This window comes from Pseudorhodoferax aquiterrae (assembly GCF_014652235.1).
GTDB classification, from domain to species: domain Bacteria; phylum Pseudomonadota; class Gammaproteobacteria; order Burkholderiales; family Burkholderiaceae_C; genus Pseudorhodoferax; species Pseudorhodoferax aquiterrae.
The window spans coordinates 1-21,442 of sequence record NZ_BMYK01000028.1 but is presented as its reverse complement, the minus strand read 5'-3'; the positions used below and the strand labels follow the sequence as shown (position 1 = coordinate 21,442).

The following is a 21,442-nucleotide window of genomic DNA, read 5'->3' as shown; positions in this document are numbered from 1 at the left end:
ACGCCGGTATGCAGCGCGACTGCGGCTATCCTAGACGCTCAACGTAACCAATTTGTGAGTGGACGTGATGGCCGCAGTAGAACGCATGAATTCCCTGGACCTGGCCCAGCAGCTCGATCTGCCCAAACGGGCCATCGCCCTCGTGCTGGCAGGCGGCCGCGGCAGCCGCCTCATGAACCTGACGGACCGGCGTGCCAAGCCGGCCGTCTACTTCGGCGGCAAGTTCCGCATCGTCGACTTCGCCTTGTCGAACTGCCTGAACTCGGGCATCCGCCGCATCGGCGTGATCACGCAGTACAAGAGCCACAGCCTGCTGCGCCACGTGCAGCGCGGCTGGGGATTCCTGAAGACCGAGATGAACGAGTTCGTGGACCTCATGCCCGCGCAGCAGCGCGTGGACGAGGAAAGCTGGTACCGCGGCACGGCCGACGCCGTCTACCAGAACCAGGACATCCTGGCCAGCTACCGGCCCGACTACATCGTGGTGCTGGCCGGCGACCACATCTACAAGATGAACTACGCCATCATGCTGGCCGACCACGTGGCCAAGGGCCGCGAGTGCACGGTGGGTTGCATCGCCGTGCCGCGCGCCGAGGCCACGGCCTTCGGCGTGATGGCGGTGGACGAGAACAGCATGATCACGGACTTCCTGGAAAAGCCGGCCGATCCGCCGGCGATGCCCGGCCGGCCCGACATGGCGCTGGCCAGCATGGGCATCTACGTGTTCAACGCGCGCTACCTCTACAAGGAGCTCGAGCGCGACATGAACGATGCGAACTCCAGCCACGACTTCGGCAAGGACATCATCCCCCGCGCCGTGAAGAACGCGCAGGCCGCGGCGCATCCGTTCGAGCTCTCGTGCGTGAACATGCGCGTGGGCGAGGAGGCCTACTGGCGCGACGTGGGCACGATCGACGCCTACTGGGATGCCAACATCGACCTCACGGCGACCGATCCGCAACTCAACCTGTACGACACGCGCTGGCCGATCTGGACCTACCAGGCGCAACTGCCGCCCGCCAAGTTCGTGCACAACGCCGACGACCGGCGCGGCATGGCCATCGAGTCGCTGGTGTCGGGCGGCTGCATCGTCTCGGGCAATGTGCTGCGTTCGGTGCTGTTTTCCAGCGTGCGCGTGAACTCCTATTCCAGCGTGAACTGGTCGGTGCTGCTGCCCGCGGTGCAGATCGGCCGGCATGCGCGCATCACGCGCGCCATCATCGACCGCGGTGTGTCCATCCCGGACGGCATGGTGATCGGCGAGGATGCCGAGGCCGACGCGGCGCGCTTTTACCGCAGCCCCAACGGCATCGTGCTGGTGACCCAACCCATGCTGGACAAGCTCGGTTCATGAAGGTTCTGCAGGTTGCGGCGGAGGTCTATCCGCTGGTCAAGACGGGCGGGCTGGCCGATGTGGTGGGCGCGCTGCCGCAGGCGCTCGCGGCCCAGGGCGCCGAGGTGCGGCTGCTGCTGCCCGGCCTGCCGGCCGTGCTGCGCGGCGTGGACGGTCTGGCCGAGGTCTGCACGCTGGGCCCGATGTTCGGTGCCGGCCGCGTGCGCCTGCTGCGCGGCAGGCTGGACGGTGTGCAGGCGGCCTATGTGGTCGACGCGCCCTTCCTGTACGAGCGGCCCGGCAACCCTTACCTGGGCCCCGACGGGTTGGAATGGGCCGACAACCTGCAGCGTTTCGCGCTGCTGGGCTGGGTCGCCGCCCAAGTCGCGGCGGGCGAACTCGATCCGGCCTGGAAGCCGCAGGTCATGCACGCGCACGACTGGCATGCCGCCATGTCGTGCGCTTACCTGGCGGCGCGGCCCGTGCGCGACGTGGCGACCGTCTTCACGGTGCACAACCTGGCCTTCCATGGCTTGTTCGAGCCCACGGACTTCTTCTTGCTTGGCCTGCCGGCGCGTTTCATGGCGCCTTCGGCACTCGAGTTCCACGGACATTTCTCGTTCATCAAGGCCGGCCTCAAGTTCGCCACGCGCGTGACCACCGTGAGCCCAACCTATGCGCGCGAGATCCGCACGCCCGAGTACGGCAGCGGGCTGGACGGCGTGATCCGCGCACGGGGCAACGAGGTCTCGGGCATCCTGAACGGTGTCGATCCCCAGGTCTGGGACCCCACGGCCGACCCCGAACTGCCCGCGCGCTACAGCGCGGGCGCGCTGGCGGGCAAGGCGCAGTGCAAGGCGCAGCTGCAGCAGGCGCTGGGCCTGGCGCCGGAGGCCGATGCGCCGCTGTTCGGCGTGGTCAGCCGGCTGACTTCGCAGAAGGGCCTGGACCTCGTGCTCGAGGCCCTGCCCGACCTGCTGGCCCAGGGCGCCCAGTTCGCCGTGCAGGGCACGGGCGATGCCGCGCTCGAGGGCGCCTTCCGCCAGGCCATGTCCCAGCACCCGGGCCGCGTGGCGGTGCGGCTGGGCTACGACGAAGCCTTCGCGCACCAACTGATTGCAGGCGCCGACGCCATGCTGGTGCCCTCGCGCTTCGAGCCCTGCGGCCTGACGCAGCTCTACGCGCTGCGCTACGGCACCGTGCCCATCGTGCGCCGCGTGGGCGGCCTCGCGGACACCGTCGTGGACGCGAACGAAGACACGCTGGCGCGCGACCTGGCAACGGGCTTTTCGTTCGGCCCTGCCACGGCCGATGCGCTGGGCCGCACGCTGCAACGTGCGGTGCTGGCCTACCGGCAGCCCGCGCTGTGGCAGCAGCTGGTGCGGCGCGGCATGGCGCAGAACTTCTCCTGGGAACCCGTGGCGCAGCAGTACCTGGCGCTCTACCAGGAGGCCATCGCGGCCCTGTGACCGTGCTGTCGGCGCTGGCGATCGCCAACTACCGCTCGCTGCGCCGGCTGGTGCTGCCATTGGCCCCGCTGACGCTGGTGACGGGCGCCAACGGCAGCGGCAAGTCCAGCGTCTACCGCGCCTTGCGCCTGCTTGCCGCCGTGGCCCAGGGCGGCGTGGTGCGCGCGCTCGCGCGCGAGGGCGGTCTCGCCTCCACGCTGTGGGCCGGGCCCGAGCAGTTCTCGGCCGCGATGCGGCGCGGCGATCAGCCCGTGCAGGGGACGCGGCGCAACGGTCCGGTGTCGCTGCAGCTGGGCTTCGGCGCGGCCACGGCGGAGGGTTACGGCTACGCCATCGACATCGGCCTGCCGGTCCCGCGCAGCACCTCGGTGTTCAACCACGACCCCGAGATCAAGCGCGAGGCGGTGTGGAACGGGCCCTTCATGCGGCCGGCCGCGCTGCTGGTCGAACGGCGTGGCCCCGCGCTGCGCATCCGCGGCGAGCGCGGCTGGGAGGGCGTGGCGCGGCCCATCCCGGCCTTCGCGAGCATGATGACCGAGTACGCCGAGCCGCGCGCCGCACCGGAGATGCTGAGCCTGCGCGAGCAGATCCGCGGCTGGCGCTTTTACGACCATTTCCGCAGCGACGCCGATGCGCCCGCGCGCGTGCCGCAATTGGGCACCACGACGACGGTGCTCGGTGACGACGGCAGCGACCTGGCCGCGGCCTGGCAGACCATCCGCGAGATCGGCGACCGCGCCGCGCTCGATGCCGCGGTGGAGGACGCCTTCCCGGGTGCGCGGGTGCAGATCGATGTCTTGGGCGAGCGCTTCGCGTTGCGCATGCACCAGCATGGTCTGCTGCGCGCGCTGGACGCGGCCGAGCTGTCCGACGGCACGCTGCGCTACCTGCTCTGGATCGCTGCGCTGCTGACGCCGCGGCCACCGGCCCTCCTGGTGCTCAACGAGCCGGAGACCAGCCTGCACCCGGACTTGCTGCCCGCGCTCGGCCGGCTCATCGGGCAGGCCGCGCGGACCTCCCAGGTCATCGTGGTCACGCACGCGCCGCGGCTGCTGGCGGCGCTGGATGGCGCGGTTCCGAACACACAGCGGCTGGACCTGCACAAGCCGCTTGGCGAGACCCAATTGGCCGGGATGGAGATGGACCAGATCCCGCGCTGGGATTGGCTCGCGCGCTGAGCCATCAGCCGGCGGCGGTGCCCCCGTCCCGCGCCACCCGCGCCGGGAAACCCTCTAGCAATCAGTCCATGAACACGCGCAGCCGGTGCGCCACATGCCGGCTTTGGGGATACACGAGGTGGAAGGGGTAGGGTGCAGGCCGCCAGGCCGCAGGATCTCGACCAGGGAACCGTCGCGCAGGGCCGTCTCGCCGTGAGCGTCTGGCCGTCCCATCTTGACGGCGATCAGCGTTCAGGCCTGCGCTGATGTCCAGAGATGTGGCAGTAGCTCGGCGAGGCAAGAGTTGGGCAGTGTCGGCAGACGCTGCAGGACGTCACGCAGGTAGGCCCAGGGATCATGCCCGTTCATCCGTGCCGACTGCACCAAGCTCATGATGATGGCGGCCCGTTGACCTGCGAGTTCACTGCCCACGAATTGCCAGGTGCGGCGCCCCATTGCCCACGGCTTGATTTGCCGCTCCAAGTGGTTGTTGTCCAGCGCCACGGCGCCGTCCTCCAGGTGCCGCGTGAGGGCGGCCCAGTGGACCAGCGTGTAGTCGATGGCCTTGGCCGTGGCGCTGCCGTCAGCGACCATGCGCCGCTCCAGTTCGAGCCACTGCCGCATCTCATGCCACAGCGGCCTGGCCAGGCGCTGGCGATGCGCTCGGCGCTCGTCGTCGCTCAGCCCTTTGAGCTCACCCTCGACCTCGTAGATGCGGGCGAACCGTCGCAGAGCGTCCAGCCCGATGGGGCTGGTGCCGTCTTTCGTCAGCTCCTCGAAGTTCCTGCGCGCATGGGCGGCACAAGCCGCGCTGATGCGACCCGGGTACAGGCGTGGGTCCACCACGGTGTCATACGCGCCGTAGCGGTCGGTCAGCAAGGTGCCTGACCAGCGTCGCTCGCCAAGATTGTTGTCGCCGCCCAGGAATGCCACGGGGTACTGCGCCCCGCGCCCTCGACAGAACTCGTAGATGACGCCGGGCGCCAGGTCGTGCCAACTTCGCGCGTAAGCCCACATGTAGGCCCTGCGTGTCTTGCCCGCGCCCGGGTCCAGCAAGGCCACCGGCGTCTCGTCGGCGTGCACGACACGGCAATCCAGGATGAAGCGCTTGTGCAGCTCGTACAGCGGCTCCAGCGCAGCGCCCACCTGACCCGTCGCGCTGGCCAGGGTCGAGCGCGGGGTGTGCACGCCCGAGCGCGCGTTGATGCTCTCCTGCCGGTAGTACGGCAAGTGGTCCACGAAGCGGCTGATCGCCGTGTGCGCCAGCAGGCCGCTGGCGGCGATGCCGCCCTCGACGATCTCCGGCACGCTGGGCGCCTGCTTGAGGGTCTGGCAGTGCCTGCAAGCCCACTTGCCGTAGATGTGGCGGTGCACGAAGAACTCGGCCGGCACCACATCCAGTCGCTCCGTGACGTCTTCACCGATGCGCTGCATGGGGCGCCCGCAGCCTTGCTCCTGGCAGTCGGTGTGCTCGGGGTCATGGCGATGCTCCACGCGACGCAGGTGCGCAGGCAACGGGTTGCGACGCGGCTTGCGCGGCGGCGCCTTGGGCTTGGTGCCGGCGGCCGCCGCAGCGGCCTCGGCTTCACGACGCAGACGTTCGAGCTGCGCACGCAGCGCCGCTTCGTCCTCGGCCAGCGTTTCCTCGAACAGGCGACGCTGGTCTGCGTTCATCGCCTCAGACTTGGCCCCGTAGGTCCAGCGCTTGAGCCGGGCGAGCTCGAACTGGATCTTCTCGATCTTGGCCTCGCGCAGCGCGATCTCACGGTCTTTGCGCTGCAGCAGTGCGTCGCGCTGGGCCAGCGCCTGGTCACGCTCGGACAGTTGTTGCGCCTGGTCCTGCACCTGCTGCTGCAACTGGACGATCCCGAGTGATGCTGCAAAGTTCGGGCAGGCGCTGCCAGCTTCGTGAACGAGTTCTGGATCACGCTGTACTTGCCAGCATCCTGACGCGCCTCGTACATGTAGTTGAAGGCATTCCTGGCGATCTCCAGGCGTGTGCCCAGCTGCGTGGCATCCCTGTTGGGCAGCATCTCCGGCGCCTTCATGTAGCCCAGGCTCTCGCCGGGCCTGTCGGTGTACTTGTTGGCGCCGACGTAGATGTCGAGCGGGCGGCCGAACCTCGCCAGCAAGTTGTTGTCGAGCATCACTGCGTTGAACTTACCCATTGTGTTGAGCAGCGGGTCATTCCACATGTCTTGCAAACGAACTTGCTCGTGTACACCAAGCTGGAATGCAGCATCGCGGCCCAGGCGCTCCGATGTGGCAATGTCACCCATCTTGCGTGCGCTGTTGGCCTGCGCTTGCAACACGAATGCCTGGCCAGCAGACGTTTCCGGGCCACCCATTGCTCGCCTTGGTGTCGCCCGCGCTGGTGCCGTCGATGCCTCGCTTGAACTGGCTGAGGAACGTGCGCGGGCTGCTGGTGCCGCCATAACCCCGCGCATCGTCGTCATTCGCGATCTGCGGGTGATGCTGTCCGCGCTGCCCACGGTGGCCGTCACGCTGGCGGTCTCGCTCGATGAGCTGTTCGGCCAGAGCAAGCCGGCCGCACGCGGCAAGCGCGGCCCGGCGCCGCAGTGGCAACAGCACATCGAGGCCGTGGCCCAGTTGCCCAAGTCCCAGCAGCAGTTCGTCGCACGCATGATCCAGACCGTGCTGGCCGAGGCGGCCGCGCGATGAGCACGCAGCCACTGCTGCCGCTGGAGGCCATAACCCCGCGCATCGTCGTCATTCGCGATCTGCGGGTGATGCTGGACGCCCACCTGGCGCTGCTCTACGGCGTGCAGACCAAGGTGCTGGTACAGGCGGTCAAGCGCAACGCCCAGAGGTTTCCGGGGGATTTCATGTTCCAGCTGTCCGCCGAAGAGTTCGCCGCTTTGAGGTCACAAACTGTGACCTCAAACGCCGGCCGCGGCGGCCGGCGCACGCCACCCTATGCCTTCACCGAGCAGGGCGTGGCGATGCTCTCTTCGGTGCTGGGCAGCGAGCGTGCCGTGGCCGTCAACATCGAGATCATGCGCACCTTCGTGCGCGTGCGCGAACTGGCCGTCACCCACCAGGACCTGGCCAAGCGGCTGGGCGAGCTGGAGGACAAGACCGAGGCCCTGGCCATGCAGCACGACACCTTCAGCCGCAATACGCGCAATCAGCTGCGCCAGGTGTTCGATGCGCTGCGCGAACTCATGACACCGCCCGAGCCGCCCAAGCGGCCTATCGGGTTCGTGACGCACGAGGACAAGGGCAAGAAGGCGTCGAGGGCAAAAGGCAAGACCTGACCCCGTTGCAGGTCTAATGCCATTGGGCTCCCCCGGCCCTGCGGCAACCTGCTGGGGCAGGTGCGCCTACGGGTCAGCCCAGCGCCGGCTGGACTGACCGCCTGCTGCGGCTATTCAGACACCAGGTGCACCAACGGGGGACCGGATATTTCTTGGTTTCGGCAAAAAAAGGACATGGACACGCCCCCGGAAGCTGTCAAACACGTCGATTTACCAACTGCCACTTGCGTGGCGACGCACGCAGCGCGCTTAATCGGGACGGCTCAATCAGGAGCGTCGCGCACACATACTGCTCCGTCACTTCTTCCACTTCATCCGCAGAATTCCCCTTGTAGTCCGGCGGCGAACTCCGAAGTTCAATGAATGCGCGCGTCGGCACGTCATAGACGATAAACGAGTGCCACCCCTTCTTGAGTTGGCTGTAGCCTTTTGCCACCTGAACCACATCGTCGAGGTCGAAGGCAACAGTTGAGCCATCCAACGACCTGTACTCGTCCTGCATCACTTCAACACCCTCACTTTTCCATTAACGATTTCGCTCGAACTGATGCCAGGGTAGTTCCATTCACTGAACCCGGCCCCTGTCTTTCCACCAGGAACGAACTCTGCGTAGGGAGCACGAATGACGTTTTGCAGGCCCGCCGGATTAGACAGTTGGAATTCGAGCACGTACTTCGGGTCGTAGCTGAGCTTCAAGCCCTCACGATACCCCTGTACCGTCGTAAGTCCTCGCACTTCCTCTGCCGAGCCGATGAAGCCCATGCCACCGGGATATCCATCAGCAGGTTTTCCACCAAAACTGAACGACCGCCCAGCTTGGAGGTCAAGGTACTGCTCTCGCGTGAGAGTTCGGACAAAGTACCCATCGCTTGGTAGCCCATACTCTCCCCACCTGGAGATGTCATAGCCAAGACCAGTTGAGCGCACGCCGCCGAGCCGCCCCATCGCGGCGCCGCCAGCCACCCCGAGCGCAATGCCAGCACCTTGTGCCGTAGCTTGTCGGATGGCCACCGGGTCATCGCCGGTCAGGTTGTCCCACCAGCCCGAGACCGTTCCACTCGGGTCACTTGCTAAGCGGCGGATTCCCTGTACAGCCGATTCGGCCGTCTTGAGGGCCCAAGCAGCGCGGCTCTCTGCCGTGCCAACCAAGCCAAAGCTGTAGCCCGCCGATTCAGCAGTACCAACACCCGCGTCATAGACCCCAAGCGCATGCGCTTTCACTCTCTGGTCTGCTGGCAGCGCTGGTCTCCGAGCCATCCTCGGCGATGCGCTTGGCCGTGCTGCCGGCCGCGTTCAGCGTGCCCGTGGCCAAAGTGACCTTGCGCGATAGTCCCAGCCGCCATTGGTCGCCGTTGTCTGCATCGGCCCCGCCCAAACTGTTGTACGTGCGCAGCACTGCCGTGTCCGGGCCCCGACCCACCAACCACTCGTCTTGCTGCTGCACCACCAGGTTGCCGGTGGACGCGTTCACGCTCACCCGCTCGCCAGAGCCTCCCTGTCCAGCCACACCGATCTGCCCCTGTGAGCCCAGCAAGGACCCAGATGTGTTCAGCAGCCCCAGTCCTTGCCCAGCAACGATCGCAACCATGTCGATACTCTCTATAACAGCCCGTGCTCACCACCACGCCCCAGCGCAGCAGCCCCTCAAACACGGTTATCCAAAGAGTTCGGAATTTGTTTAGGGCACGGTCTCACGTAGCCGACAAGCGGTCGAGATGCCTCGGGTTTCCCCCATAATCGCCCGCACCGCAAGCCACCCTCCCCAGGAGTTCCATGCAAGTTTCCGCGTCCATCTTCAAGGCCTACGACATCCGCGGCATCGTGCCGTCCACGCTCAACGAGGCCGTGGCCGAAGGCCTGGGGCGCGCATTCGGCACCATCGCCCGACGCGAGGGCGAAACCACGGTGGCCGTGGGCCGCGACGGCCGCCTGTCCGGTCCCAGCCTGTCGGCCGCGCTGATCCGCGGCCTCGTGGCCGCGGGCGTCGAGGTCATCGACGTGGGCATGGTCACCACGCCCATCCTGTACTTCGCCGCCCACACGCTGGCCAAGAGCGGCATCCAGATCACGGGCAGCCACAACCCCAAGGACTACAACGGCTTCAAGATGATCATGGGTGGCCGCGCCATCTACGGCGAGGAGATCCAGGCCCTGCGCAGCATGATCGAAGCCGAGGACTGGTCGCTCGTGCCCGGCGGCAGCGTGCGCCAGGCCGATGTGCTGCCGGCCTACCGCGAGCGCATCGTGGGCGACGTGAAGCTGGCGCGCCCGCTCAAGATCGTCGTGGATTCGGGCAACGGCATCGCCGGTGCCTCGTCGCCGGAGATCTTCCGCGCGCTGGGCTGCGAGGTGACCGAGCTGTTCAGCGAGGTCGACGGCAACTTCCCCAACCACCACCCGGACCCGAGCAAGCCCGAGAACCTGCACGATCTGATCGCCGCGCTCAAGACCACGGGCGCCGAGCTGGGCCTGGCGTTCGACGGCGATGGCGACCGCCTGGGCATCGTCACGCGCGAGGGCAACAACATCTTCCCGGACCGCCAGATGGCCTTGTTCGCGCAGGATGTGCTCACGCGCGTGCCGGGCGGCACCATCCTGTTCGACGTCAAGTGCTCCCAGCGGCTGGCTCCGGCCATCGAGGCCGCCGGCGGCAAGGCGCTGATGTTCAAGACCGGCCACTCGCTGATCAAGGCCAAGATGAAGGCCATCGAAGCCGAGGGCGGCCAGGCGCCGCTTGGCGGCGAGATGAGCGGCCACATCTTCTTCAAGGAACGCTGGTTCGGCTTCGACGACGGTACCTACGCCGGCGCACGTCTGCTTGAGATCCTGAGCAGGTCGCCCGACGCGAGTGCGGTGCTCGACGCGCTGCCGACGAGCTTTTCCACGCCCGAACTCAACGTCGGCTGCGCCGAGGGCGAGCCGCATGCGCTGGTCGCGCAATTGGTGGCCGCGGCAAAGTTCGACGCACCGGCGACGGTCAACACGATCGACGGCCTGCGCGTGGACTGGCCGGACGGCTTCGGCCTGATCCGTGCCTCCAACACCACGCCGGTGCTGGTGCTGCGCTTCGAGGGCCACACCGAGGCCGCGCTCGAACGCATCCAGACGCAGCTCATGGCGCTGCTGCGGTCGGTCAAGCCGGACGCGCAGATCCAGGCGGCCGCGCATTGAGCGCAGGCAGCGGCTTCAGAGCTTGTGAAGGAATTGATTGGACTCACGACGGGGTGTCCGCGGGTGCCGGGCAAGGCGCGTCGCGCGGTCCGTATCGAGATACGGACAAGCGGCGCAACGCCGCCCGGCGCCTGTGGGCGCCCCGGCCCGAAGGGCAAGACCCCGCGCGCGGTCGGTGAATGTCGAACTGACGTGCATCGGGGTCTTGCGTGAGTTCAAGCGATTTCTTCACAAGCTCTCACTGCATGAGGATCCTGATCGTCAAGCTCTCGTCGCTGGGCGATGTGGTGCAGGCCATGCCGGTCGTGAGCGACCTGCGCGCGGCGCTGCCGCAGGCGCGGATCGACTGGGTGGTCGAGGAGTCGTTCGCGCCGCTTGTGGAATGCGTGGTCGGCGTGGAGCGCGTGCTGCGCTTTGCCGGGCGGCGCTGGCGCAAGTCCTGGCTGGACGCCGCGACGCGGGCCGAACGCAGCGCCTTCTACACGGCGCTGCGGGCGGTCGAATACGACGCGGTGCTCGACATCCAGGGCCTCATCAAATCGGGCATGGTGGCGCGCCAGGCCCGCATCTCGGCCCAGGGATTTCGCGCGACCTACGGCAACCGCAGCGAGGAGTGCGGCTACGAGTGGCCCACGCGCTTCTTCGCCAACCGCCTGGTGCCCATGCCGCGGCGCGTGCACGCGGTGCAGCGCTACCGCGTGCTGGCGGCCGGCGCGCTGGGCTATGAACTGAAGACGCCGCCCGTCTACCAGCTGCGCGTGGAGCGCCCGGCACCGGTGCGCGCGGTGGTGCTGGCCCATGGCACGACACGGCCCGACAACGAATGGCCGCAGGCGCACTGGGCCGCGATCGGCCAGCGGCTGGCGGCCGATGGCTTCGCCGTCTGGCTGCCGCATGCCTCGGACGCCGAACTGCGCCTGGCGACCGCGCTGGCCACGGCCATCGGCCCGAAGGCCCGCGTCTGGCCGCGGCTGTCGCTGGCCGGCGTGCTGCGCGAAATGGCGGCGGCCACGGGCGTGATCGGCGTGGACTCCGGCCTGAGCCACATGGCCGTGGCGCTGGACCTGCTGCACGTGCAGATCTTCAGCTATCCGCGCGCCTGGCGTGCCGGCCCCGTGGGCCATGCGCACCAGGTGCCGGTCGGCGGCGAACGTGCGCCCAGCGTGGACGAGGTCTGGGCCGCCTGGCAGGGCGTGCTGGCCGTCGCGCCCCGGCCGGTGCCCGCCTGATGCTGCTGCGCCTGTACGGCTGGCTGACCTGGCTGGCCCAACCTCTGCTGCGGCGCAAGCTCGCGCGCCGTGCCGTGGCCGAGCCCGGCTACGGCGCGCATGTGCCCGAGCGCTTTGGCCATTACACCCCGCCGCCGTCCAGCGGCTGGGTCTGGGTGCATGCGGTCTCGTTGGGCGAGACGCGCGCGGCCGCCGTGCTCGTGGCCGCGCTGCGCGAGCGCCTGCCCGGCATGCGCCTCTTGCTCACGCACGGCACGGCCACGGGCCGGGCCGAGGGCGCGCGGCTGCTGCGCGAAGGCGATCTGCAGGCTTGGCAGCCATGGGACACGCCGGGCGCGACCGGGCGCTTCGTGGCGCAATTCCAACCGCGTGTCGGCATCCTCATGGAAACCGAGATCTGGCCCTGGCTCATCGAAAGCTGCCGCCGGGCCGGCGTGCCGCTGGTGCTGGCCAATGCACGCTTGTCCGAAAAATCGCTGCAGGGTGCGCAGCGCGTGCCGCTGTTGCCGCCGGCCTATGCCTCGCTCGCGGCCGCGTACGCGCAGACCGAGGACGATGCCGCGCGGCTGCGCAGTGCCGGTGCGCCGGTGGCCGGCGTGTTCGGCAACCTCAAGTTCGATGCCACGCCCGATGCGGCGCAACTGGCGCGCGGACGCCAATGGCGGGCCGCAGCGGGCACGCCGGTGGTGCTGTTCGCCAGTTCGCGCGAGGGCGAGGAGGCCGCCTTGCTGACATTGCTGCAGGCGGACCCCGCGGCTGCCGTGGCTGTGCAATGGCTGATCGTGCCGCGCCATCCGCAGCGTTTCGATGCCGTGGCCGAGCTGGTGCGTGCGCATGGCTTTGCCGTGGCGCGGCGCAGCGGCTGGGGCGATGCGCCGCCGGCCGGTGCGGGCGCGGTCTGGCTCGGCGATTCGCTGGGCGAGATGGCGTTGTACTACGGCTTGGCCGACATGGCCTTGCTGGGCGGCAGCTTCGAACCCCTGGGCGGGCAGAACCTGATCGAGGCCGCGGCCTGCGGCTGCCCGGTGCTCATGGGGCCGCACACCTTCAACTTCGCCGAGGCGGCGGAACTGGCCGGGCAGGCGGGCGCGGCCTTGCGTGTGGACGGTCTTGCACAGGCCGTGCAGACCGTGCTGCGGCTGGCGGCGGACCCTGCGGCACGCCAGCAGGCCAGCGACGCAAGCCTGGCCTTCGCGGCGGCCCACCGCGGCGCGGCGGCGCGCACGGCGGCGGCCATCGCCGCGCTACTGGACCTCGGCCTCCGGCCATAGCCGGGGGAAGTAGAAGCGCAGTGCGTGCTGCGGCACGCCAAAGCGCAGGCGGCCGTAGGGCGAATCGCTGTCGAGCAGGCCGCGCTTGAGCAAGGCACTGACCTGGGCCGTGGCCAGACGGTCGCCCAGGCCCAGCATGGCCTTGAAGTCCGCGCGCTCCAATTCGCCCTGGGTGGCAAACAGGTAGTGCAGCGCGCGCAGGGCTTCGTGCCGCACACCCTGGCGCACGACCTGTTCCTCATAGGCCAGGCACGCCGCGATACGCTCGCGCATGCCTTCCAGCGCGAGCAGTTCGGTCATGAACTGGACCTGGTCCAGGCACAAGCCCAGCACGTAGGCGATCCAGTGTTCCAGCCCGCGCTCGGTACGGCTCCCACGGCCATCGAGGTCTCCGGCACGTGCTTCGTCGGCCGCCGCCAGGTGCGCGTAGTAGGCATCGTGGCTACGGGCAAAGCCGCGCAGCAGCGACCAGGTGCCATTCGTCAGGCCCAGATGGGACAGCACCAGATGCGTGTGCAACCGTGCGACACGCCCATTGCCATCGCGAAAGGGATGGATCCAGGCCAGCCGCTGGTGCGACGCCGCGGCGGCAAGCACCTGCAGTTCGCCGCGGCGGGTGCTTGCGTAGAACTGGCTCCAGCGCTGCAGGAACGCCGGCAGCTTGCCGGCATCGGGTGCAGCATGCCGGCCCACACTGACCTGCTGGCTGCGCAATTGGCCTGGATGCAGCGGATCTTCCTGCGCCGACAGGCGTCGATCGTCCGCGGGCAGGCGCGCGAAAAGATCCTGGTGGATGTCCTGCAGCATGCGAGGGGACCAGACCGCCGCCCAGTCCCATTGCGGCAAATGCACCTCCATGCTGGCTTCGGTGGCCATATGGGCCAAGGCCAGCCGCTGGCGCCGCGCCTTGTCCGCATCGCTGGCGTAGTCGTTGCGCAGTGCCTGTTCGATCTCGGCCGGCAAGGTATGCTGGCCTTCGATCTTGTTGCTGTAGTACGAATGCATGGCCCGCAACTGGCTGCGCAGCCCGCGCAAGGCCTCGGGCTGGCACATGCCCGCCAGGCGACCGCCGCTGCGCATCAGGTCATGCGCCTGCTCCAGCAAAGGTCCCAGCCGGTGCTCGCCGGGCAATAGCGGCTCCATCTCCGATGGATGGCTGTAAAGCGCAAATTTCTGCGAGATGGGAGGCATGGGAAAGTCATTGTATTGAAAGGACTTTCCCGCGTTTCTGCAGGATTTTTTGCGAGATTTTTTGCGAGAGGCTCAACGCACCAGCAGCGCCTCGATGCCCTGCAGATCCTCGGCGCGCAGACTGCCGCTGGCCTGGCGCAGGCGCAGTTCGCCCAGCAGCACGTTATAGCGGGCCTGGGCCAGGTCGCGCTTGGTCTGGTAGAGCTGGCTCTGCGCGTTCAGCACGTCGATGTTGATGCGCACGCCGACCTGGTAGCCCAGCTTGTTGGCGTCCAGCGCACTCTGGCTGGAGGCTTCGGCGGCCTGCAGCGCCTCGACCTGGCCCTTGCCCGACATCACGCCGAAGTAGGCCGTGCGCGTGTTCTGCACCACGGTGCGGCGGGCCGCTTCCAGGTCGGCCGCGGCTTTCTCTTCGAGCGACAGGGTTTCGCGCACGCGGTTCTGCACGGAGTAACCGGCGAACAGCGGCACCGTCAGCTGCACCCCCAGCGAACCCTGGTTCTGGCGCGTGCCGAAGGCCAGGCTGTTGCTCGGATAGCCCTGCGGGTAGCGGTTGATGCCGTAGCTGGCCTGCAGGTCCAGCGTGGGCTTGTGGCCGGCGCGTGCCTTCTCGGTCTCCAGCCGTGCCACGTCCACGCCGATGCGGGCCTGCTGCACGACCGGATGGCCTTCGGCCTGCTGCACCCAGGTCTCGGCATCGCCGGCCAGCGCGGGCAGCGGCACGGGCTGGGCCAGCGGGGTGGGGCGGGCGTCGGTGCGGCTGACCACCGTGTCCAGTGCCAGCTTCTTGACGCGCAGATCGTTGGCGGCGGCAATCTCCTGGGCCATCACCAGGTCGTGCCGGGCCTGGGCCTCGCGCGTGTCGGTGATGGTGGCGGTACCGACCTCGAAGTTGCGCCGCGCCGAGGCCAGCTGCTCGGCCACGGCGGCCTTCTGCGCCTGCACGAAGGCCAGCGTGTCCTGGGCTGCCAGCACATCGAAGTAGGCCTGGGCCACGCGGATGATCAGGTCCTGCTCGGCCACCAGCAACTGGGCGCGGGCGATGTCCGTCAGCTTGAGGCCCTGCTCGTAGCCGGCCCAGTTGCCGGGGCGGTACAGCGGCTGCGTCGCGCCCACGCTGGCCGTCAGCGCCGTGTAGGTGCCGTCGACGGGCGGCGTGGTGCTGTCGTAGGTGTTGCGCGAGGCGCCGGCCGAGAGGTTGGCACTGGGCAGGATCAGCGCGCGCGACTGGTCGGCCTTGGCCAGGTTGGCCTCGTACTGTGCGCGTGCGCCCTGGTAGGTGGCATCGGTGCTGCGGGCGGCCTCGAACAGCTGCACCAGGGTCTGGGCGGATGCGGCGGCCGGTGCGCCGAAGATCAACAGGAGCAGCAGGCCAGTGGTGCTGCGGCGGAGTGCGGTCTTGTGTTTTCTCGTCTGCACCATGGCCATGCCTTCGTCTAGTAACGGGGAACGGTGGGATCGCGCTGCAATGACCAGGCGTCGATGCCGCCGCTGATGTTGGCGACCTGCGCAAAGCCCTGCTGGACCAGGAACTGCGCCACGCGCATGCTGCGCGCACCGTGGTGGCACAGGCAGGCGATCGGTTGCTCAGGGTCCAGCTCGGCCAGGCGCGCGGGGATCTCGCCCATGGGAATGGCCAACAGCGTGAACCCGTCGGGCTTCACGCTGGCCACCGCGAGCTCCGCGGGTTCGCGCACGTCGAGGACCGTGATCTGCCCGGGCTGCCAGTCGTTGAGTTGCGAGGGGTTGACGTGGTCGATCATCGGCTCAGAACTGGAAAGGCGACGGTTCCGGAAAGTTCTGAAGCCGCGGCACGATGGCGTCCCAGGGCGAGGCGGTCTCGAACCGGCCTTCGCCCACGCGGGTGATCACCTGCGCGCGCATCATCGGCTCGTTGCCGACGATGGCGAAGAGCCGGCCGCCCGGCTTGAGTTGCTGCAACAGGGCCGGGGGGACGGCCGCCACCGAGCCGCTCAGCAAGATGGCATCGAACGGGCCATCGGCCGGCGCACCCTGCGCCCCATCGGCATGGCGCACTTCGGCATTGGCGATGCCGGCCTCGCGCAGGTTGGCGCGGGCGGTTTCGGCCAGCGCGGCCTCGATCTCCAGCGTCAGCACGCTGGCGGCCAGGCTGGCCATCAGCGCGGCGGAATAGCCGGAACCGGTGCCGATCTCGAGCACGCGGTCGGTCTTTTGCAGCTTGAGGTCCTGCACGCTGCGCGCCTCCACGCGCGGGGCCAGCATGCAATGGCCCTGGCGCAGGGCCTCGTCGTGCGGGGTGCGCAGAGGCACCTCGGTGTCCATGAAAGCCAGGCCCCGCAACGCAGTCGGTGCGAACTGCTCGCGCCGCACCTGCCCCAGAAGCTCCAGCACGGCTGCATCCAGCACATCCCAGGGGCGGATCTGCTGCTCGATCATGTTGAAACGGCTGCGTTCGATTTCGGCGGGGGTCATTTTTTCAGGAAGGCGTAGCGGGAGACGCGAAGTCACGACAGAGCTGGGATTCTAGAGGGCGGGCCCTGGGCCGGTCCCAGCAGGCCGTGCAGGATGATGTCCAGCTGGGAGGCAATGTAGCGTTCCGGCATCAATTGGCCCGACGCCGGACCGACCAGACCGATCGCGTGCTTTTGCATGACCAGGTAGAGGATGGTGCTGGTCACGCTGTAGACGGCGTACTCGGCGTCCAGCGGACGGAACTCGCCGCGGTCGATGCCGCGCTGGATCACGCGGCGCAGCAGCTGCTGCGAAGGTTGCACCACCTCGGCGTGGTAGCAGGCCGCCAGCTCCGGGAAGTTCTGCGCCTCGCTGATCACGAGCTTGGTCAGGCCGGTGAGCTTGGTGGAGCCGACCCGCGTCCACCAGGACTGCAAGGCATGGCGCAGCATGTCGGCGGCGCTGTCGCTGCCGCCGTCCATGGCCTCGTACTCGGTGTTCCAGTCGGCAAAGCGGGCGGCGAGGTTCTCCTGCACGACAGCGCGGAACAGATCGGCCTTGCTCGGAAAGTACAGGAACAGCGTGCCCTTGGAAACGCCGGCCCGGGCGGCCACGGCCTCCACCTTGGTGGCGGCGAAGCCCTTCTCGACGAACAACTCCAGCGCCGCGTCCAGCAGTTCGCTCGGGCGCGCGTCCTTGCGCCGGGCCCGCTTGCCGGCGGCCGTGGGGCTGGGAGTGTCGGAGGAGGCTGGCATTCCTTAATGACTGACCGGTTAGTAATGTAGGCAGTGCGAATTCGGCGTGTCAAGGCAGGCCGGTGTTCAGCGGCCGAGGCGCAGCGCCAGCCATTCGCGCACCACGGCCGAGGTGTTGGTCAGGCCGTGGGTCGAAGGCAGCCACTCCAGCACGGGGCGCTGCAGCGGCACGGCAAAACCCATGGGGGCGGGCAGCACCGTGAGGCCGGTCGCCTCGAAGGCGCGCACGGCGCGCGGCATGTGCCAGGCGCTGGTGACGAGCGCAATGCGCTCGATGCCGTCGCGGCGCAGCAGCGCCGCCATGTTTTGGGCGTTCTCGATGGTGTCGCGCGACTGGCTGTCGGCCCAGCGCAGCGGCGCCAGGCCGGTGCGGGCCAGCAGGCGCGCCACCGCATCGGCCTCGTCGGGATGTTCGGCCTCTCCCGCATTGGCCCAGCCGATGCCACCGGCAAAGCCGAGCGGCAGGCCGCTCTCGCGCGCGAGCCAGGCGCCGTACAGCGCCCGTGTGCCGGTCTGGCTGGAGGGTTGCGGGCCCTCGAGTTCGGGCACGCGCGGGTACAGTCCGCCGCCGAGCGCGATCACGGCCTGCACCCGGTGCGCCTGCAGCCGGGCCACGGCCTCGCCCGGCGGCAATGCCGCCACGGCGGGCAGCAGCAGGTCGGACAGGCGCACCGCCACCGCATTGCTGCTGAGCAGCCACAACAGCACCAGGCCCGCCAGGCCCAGCGCACGCCCGGCCGCGCGCCGGCGCCGCGCCAGCAGCCAGCCGAACGCGATCAGCAGCAGGGGGCCGGCCGGCGGCAGCACCAGGGTGGAGAGGATGGGGCGCCATTCGGCAGGGTTCATGGGCAAGGCGGTGCGGGGGGCGATGGAGACGGGCCGGGCATTCTCGTGGATGGCCACGGCACAATGCCGGCTGCACATTTTGCGAAGGGCATGGCATGGCAACGGAAACCATCACATTGGGCGGCGGCTGCTTCTGGTGCACCGAGGCGGTGTTCAAGGAAGTGCAGGGCGTGCTCGACGTGGAAAGCGGCTACAGCAATGGCCAGGTGCCGCGGCCCAGCTACGAGCAGGTCTGCACCGGCCGCACCGGCCACAACGAGGTGGTGCGCCTGCAGTTCGACCCCGACCAGATCAGCCTGCGCGAGATCCTCGAGATCTTCTTCGTCGTGCACGATCCGACCACGCTGAACCGTCAGGGCAACGACGTGGGCACGCAGTACCGCAGCGGCATTTACCTGGACAACCCGGCGCAAGAGCCCGTCGCGCGCGAGGTCATCGCCGAACTGGCCAGCCACAGCAGCGCGCCCATCGTGACCGAGGTGCTGCCCGTGGCCAACTACTGGCCGGCCGAGGAGTACCACCAGGACTTCTTCGAGAAGAACCCCCACCAGGGCTATTGCATGGCCGTGGCCGCGCCCAAGGTCGCCAAGTTCCGCAAGACCTTCAGCCGGCTGGCCAAGCCCTGAGTCGCGCTTGACCCCCCGCCTGCGCCCGCACCTGCGCCGGCCACTGTGGTGGCTGGGCCTGCTGCTGGGCGTCTGGCTGGCCGCGCAGACCCTGGCGCTCGCGCACCGCGAGGTGCACGGCTCCGCCTCGGACCACTTCCACGTCGGCCATGCGACGGTCGACTGCCAGCTCTACGACCATGCCGGCGCGGCCGACCTGCTGGCTGGGCTGCCGCTGCTGGCCTTGCCGGCCCTGGCGGCCATGGCGCCGCTGGCCAGTCCATGCCCGGCGCCGCGTGCGCCGGCGCCACCGCCGTTCCAGGCGCGCGGCCCGCCCGGGCTTCGCTGAATTCCCCCGTTCCGGCCCGCGCACCTGTCGCAAGACAGGTGCGCGCGGCCGCCTGCACGACCGATTTCAACGAAGCCATTCCATGTCCCCTCATTTCTCGCGCGGCGCCGTCGCTGCCGCCGTTTCGCTCGCCTGCCTGTCCCCCGCGTGGGCGCAGTCCGAATCCGCCACGCTCAAGGAAGTCACCGTCACCGGCAACCCGCTGGGCACGGCCGACGCCGTGGTTCCTACCGCCCGCCTGGAGGGTGACGCGCTCACGCTGCGCCGCCAGGGCACGCTGGGCCAGACGCTGGACGGCCTGCCCGGCGTGGGCAGCACCTATTTCGGCCCCAATGCCAGCCGGCCCGTGATCCGCGGCCTGGACGGCGACCGCATTCGCGTGCTGCAGAACAGCGGCGCGATGCTCGACGCCTCGTCGCTGAGCTTCGACCATGCCGTGCCGTCCGATCCCCTGACCGTGGAGCGCATCGAGGTGCTGCGCGGCCCCGGCGCGCTGCTGTACGGCGGCAGCGCCGTGGGCGGCGTCGTCAACCTGATCGACAACCGCATCCCGCGCGCGCCGCAGTTCGACGCCAAGGGCGGCATCACGGGCGCGGCCGAGGCGGGCCTGTCCACCGGCAACAAGGGCCGCGACGGCGCGCTGCTGCTCGAAGGCGGCAACGACCGCTACGCCTTGCACGTGGACCTCAGCAAGCGCCGCACCGAAGACGTGTCCGTGCCCATCGACCTGCCCTGCAGCAAGCCCGGCAGTGCCGAGCAGGCTCGGCGCATCTGCAACTCCGCCAGCGACACCGAAAGCGGCTCGGTCGGCGGCTCGCTGTTCTTCGACCATGGCTACCTGGGCGCCTCCGTCACCGACTACCGCAGCGACTACGGCACGGTGGCCGAGGACGAGGTCACCATCGGCATGCGTTCGCGCCGCTATGCGCTGGCCGGTGAATGGCGCCAGTTGCCGGGCTGGTTCAGCAGCATCAAGCTGCAGGCCGCCCACACGCGCTACCGGCACACCGAGTTCGAAGGCGACGAGGCCGGCACGCGCTTTCGCAACCAGGGCAACGACCTGCGGCTCGAGGCGCGGCACCGGCCCATCGGCCCGCTGGAGGGCGTGGTCGGCCTGCAGCTGGACAGCAACCGCTTTGCCGCCGAAGGCGAGGAGGCCTTCGCGCCGGCCAGCCGCACGCGCCAGCAGGCCCTCTTCGTCTACGAGGAGCTGCCCACCGGTTGGGGCAAGTGGACGCTGGGCGGGCGCGTCGAGCGGGTCAGGGTGCGGTCGGACGGCAGCACCGATCCTGATGTCACGCGCTTCGAAACCGGCGAGCGCAGCTTCACGCCGCTGAGCCTGGCCGGCGGCGCGCTCGTCAGGCTCTCACCGGCCTGGCAGTTCACGGCCAACCTGGCCCACAGCGCGCGCGCGCCGCGCGACTACGAGCTGTTCGCCAACGGCCCGCACCTGGCCACGGCCGCCTGGGAGACGGGAGACGCCTCCTTGCGCAAGGAAAAGTCCAACAGCGTCGACCTGGGCCTGGCCTGGCAGGAGGGTCCGCACAAGGCGGCGCTCAACATCTACGCCAGCCGCTTCTCCAACTACATCGGGCTGGTGGACACCGGCAACACGCGCAGCGCCGAGGGGGAGCTCAACCCCACGGACGGCGACGAAGCCCTGGCCGACCTGCGCTACGCCGGCGTGCGCGCACGCTTCTACGGCGCCGAGGCGAATGGCACGCTGCGCCTGCTGGGCGCGGGCGGCCTGGGCCGTGCGGACCAGATCGGCACGCTGGACTTCCTGTGGCGTGCCGACCTCGTGCGCGCGACCAACCTGGACAGCGGCGAGCCGCTGCCGCGCATCGCGCCGGCCCGTCTGGGCGGCACGCTGTCCTGGGCGCGCGGGCCCTGGGGCGCGCAGCTCGGCGTGGACCTGGTCCGCGCCCAGCGCCGCGTGCCGGCCGAGGGCCAGCGCGCGACCGACGGCTATGCGCTGTGGAATGCCGCGCTGAGCTACCGCGTGCCGCTCGGAAGCTCCGAGCTGCTGTGGTTCGCGCGCGTGGACAACATCACCGACGAACTGGCCTACAGCGCCGTCTCGGTGCTGACGACCACGGCCTTCCCGAAGGCGCCGCTGCCCGGGCGCAGTGCGCGACTGGGCGTCCGACTGAACTTCTGACATCTGCACGCGCATGAGGTCGCAGCGCATGCCACTGCGCTGAAGGCCACGGAGCAGGCCATGCCAGTGCACCCGCGGAACTGGCTCTGCCAGGCCGCCGGGTGCGCCCCTGGAGGGGTATGGGATGTCTACACGCAGTGAGACATCCAAACCAGTCATGAGTGCGTGTACTCGCCCCTGCGCATGAAAGCCTG

General features: G+C 68.9%; 21 protein-coding genes. 11 read left to right on the top strand and 10 right to left on the bottom strand.

All coding sequences use genetic code 11. The annotated features are described in order from the left end of the window. Positions 1-85: 85 nt before the first annotated feature. From glgC to IE209_RS27760, 3 genes are read left to right on the top strand one after another with little or no spacing between them, the layout of a single operon-like run. Positions 86-1,354: a glucose-1-phosphate adenylyltransferase gene (glgC, locus tag IE209_RS27770; protein ID WP_189690128.1), complete on the top strand. Its 1,269-nt coding sequence runs from the start codon at positions 86-88 to the stop codon at positions 1,352-1,354. Next, entirely contained in the window at positions 1,351-2,802 is a 1,452-nt protein-coding gene (glgA, locus tag IE209_RS27765; protein ID WP_189690127.1) for a glycogen synthase GlgA, read from the top strand. Before glgC ends, glgA begins: the two co-directional genes overlap by 4 nt. After that, positions 2,799-3,980, top strand: a complete 1,182-nt coding sequence (locus tag IE209_RS27760) for an AAA family ATPase (RefSeq protein WP_229883088.1) — start codon at positions 2,799-2,801, stop codon at positions 3,978-3,980. The genes glgA and IE209_RS27760 overlap by 4 nt, the downstream gene beginning before the upstream one ends. A 231-nt stretch (positions 3,981-4,211) precedes the next feature. Here the strand turns inward: IE209_RS27760 and tnpC are convergent, their stop codons facing one another. Further along, positions 4,212-5,816: an IS66 family transposase gene (gene tnpC / locus IE209_RS27755; RefSeq protein ID WP_229883087.1), complete on the bottom strand. Its 1,605-nt coding sequence runs from the start codon at positions 5,814-5,816 to the stop codon at positions 4,212-4,214. 615 nt (positions 5,817-6,431) lie between these two features. Here tnpC and IE209_RS27750 point away from each other — a divergent pair. Together IE209_RS27750 and IE209_RS27745 are read left to right on the top strand one after the other, a co-directional pair. Next, positions 6,432-6,641: a hypothetical protein gene (locus tag IE209_RS27750; protein ID WP_189690126.1), complete on the top strand. Its 210-nt coding sequence runs from the start codon at positions 6,432-6,434 to the stop codon at positions 6,639-6,641. After that, positions 6,638-7,237, top strand: a complete 600-nt coding sequence (locus IE209_RS27745) for an ORF6N domain-containing protein (protein ID WP_189690125.1) — start codon at positions 6,638-6,640, stop codon at positions 7,235-7,237. Before IE209_RS27750 ends, IE209_RS27745 begins: the two co-directional genes overlap by 4 nt. A gap of 196 nt (positions 7,238-7,433) precedes the next feature. Here the strand turns inward: IE209_RS27745 and IE209_RS27740 are convergent, their stop codons facing one another. Genes IE209_RS27740 through IE209_RS27730 form a run of 3 tightly spaced genes read right to left on the bottom strand, consistent with a single transcriptional unit; the run spans position 7,434 to position 8,825 of the window. Continuing rightward, the gene (locus IE209_RS27740; RefSeq protein WP_189690124.1) at positions 7,434-7,742 is read right to left on the bottom strand and encodes a hypothetical protein; all 309 of its coding nucleotides are present in this window, start codon (positions 7,740-7,742) and stop codon (positions 7,434-7,436) included. Beyond that, positions 7,739-8,458, bottom strand: a complete 720-nt coding sequence (locus IE209_RS27735) for a hypothetical protein (RefSeq protein ID WP_189690123.1) — start codon at positions 8,456-8,458, stop codon at positions 7,739-7,741. Before IE209_RS27735 ends, IE209_RS27740 begins: the two co-directional genes overlap by 4 nt. Then, the gene (locus IE209_RS27730) at positions 8,430-8,825 is read right to left on the bottom strand and encodes a DUF6531 domain-containing protein (RefSeq protein WP_189690122.1); all 396 of its coding nucleotides are present in this window, start codon (positions 8,823-8,825) and stop codon (positions 8,430-8,432) included. The genes IE209_RS27735 and IE209_RS27730 overlap by 29 nt, the downstream gene beginning before the upstream one ends. A gap of 185 nt (positions 8,826-9,010) precedes the next feature. On the opposite strand from IE209_RS27730, the gene IE209_RS27725 reads away from it, so the two are divergent. From IE209_RS27725 to IE209_RS27715, 3 genes are all read left to right on the top strand, one after another. Then, positions 9,011-10,408, top strand: a complete 1,398-nt coding sequence (locus tag IE209_RS27725) for a phosphomannomutase/phosphoglucomutase (protein WP_189690121.1) — start codon at positions 9,011-9,013, stop codon at positions 10,406-10,408. A 245-nt stretch (positions 10,409-10,653) separates the two neighbouring features. Then, entirely contained in the window at positions 10,654-11,637 is a 984-nt protein-coding gene (gene waaC, locus IE209_RS27720) for a lipopolysaccharide heptosyltransferase I (protein WP_189690120.1), read from the top strand. Continuing rightward, positions 11,637-12,908, top strand: coding sequence for a 3-deoxy-D-manno-octulosonic acid transferase (locus IE209_RS27715; protein ID WP_189690118.1), 1,272 nt, complete (start codon positions 11,637-11,639; stop codon positions 12,906-12,908). The genes waaC and IE209_RS27715 overlap by 1 nt, the downstream gene beginning before the upstream one ends. Here IE209_RS27715 and IE209_RS27710 read toward each other — a convergent pair. From IE209_RS27710 to IE209_RS27685, 6 genes are all read right to left on the bottom strand, one after another. After that, positions 12,882-14,051, bottom strand: a complete 1,170-nt coding sequence (locus IE209_RS27710; protein ID WP_229883086.1) for a Fic family protein — start codon at positions 14,049-14,051, stop codon at positions 12,882-12,884. The two genes, IE209_RS27715 and IE209_RS27710, sit on opposite strands and share 27 nt — an antisense overlap. 120 nt (positions 14,052-14,171) lie before the next feature. Then, positions 14,172-15,521 (bottom strand): TolC family outer membrane protein, encoded by a 1,350-nt coding sequence (locus tag IE209_RS27705; protein WP_189690116.1) that lies wholly within the window; start codon positions 15,519-15,521, stop codon positions 14,172-14,174. A gap of 14 nt (positions 15,522-15,535) precedes the next feature. Further along, positions 15,536-15,862 carry a rhodanese-like domain-containing protein gene (locus IE209_RS27700; RefSeq protein WP_189690115.1) on the bottom strand — a complete coding sequence of 109 codons (327 nt, stop codon included), beginning with the start codon at positions 15,860-15,862 and terminating at the stop codon, positions 15,536-15,538. Between the two features lie 4 nt (positions 15,863-15,866). Continuing rightward, entirely contained in the window at positions 15,867-16,553 is a 687-nt protein-coding gene (locus tag IE209_RS27695; protein WP_189690114.1) for a protein-L-isoaspartate O-methyltransferase family protein, read from the bottom strand. Between the two features lie 32 nt (positions 16,554-16,585). Next, entirely contained in the window at positions 16,586-17,287 is a 702-nt protein-coding gene (locus tag IE209_RS27690; protein ID WP_189690113.1) for a TetR/AcrR family transcriptional regulator, read from the bottom strand. A 66-nt stretch (positions 17,288-17,353) separates the two neighbouring features. Beyond that, positions 17,354-18,133 carry a YdcF family protein gene (locus tag IE209_RS27685; RefSeq protein ID WP_189690112.1) on the bottom strand — a complete coding sequence of 260 codons (780 nt, stop codon included), beginning with the start codon at positions 18,131-18,133 and terminating at the stop codon, positions 17,354-17,356. A gap of 95 nt (positions 18,134-18,228) precedes the next feature. Between IE209_RS27685 and msrA the strand changes: the two genes are divergently transcribed. From msrA to IE209_RS27670, 3 genes are all read left to right on the top strand, one after another. Continuing rightward, positions 18,229-18,759: a peptide-methionine (S)-S-oxide reductase MsrA gene (gene msrA / locus IE209_RS27680; protein WP_189690111.1), complete on the top strand. Its 531-nt coding sequence runs from the start codon at positions 18,229-18,231 to the stop codon at positions 18,757-18,759. Between the two features lie 7 nt (positions 18,760-18,766). Then, entirely contained in the window at positions 18,767-19,087 is a 321-nt protein-coding gene (locus tag IE209_RS27675; protein ID WP_189690110.1) for a hypothetical protein, read from the top strand. Positions 19,088-19,169: 82 nt separating this feature from the next. Then, on the top strand, positions 19,170-21,248 hold the full coding sequence (locus IE209_RS27670; protein WP_189690109.1) for a TonB-dependent receptor: 2,079 nt from the start codon (positions 19,170-19,172) through the stop codon (positions 21,246-21,248). Positions 21,249-21,442: the final 194 nt, after the last annotated feature.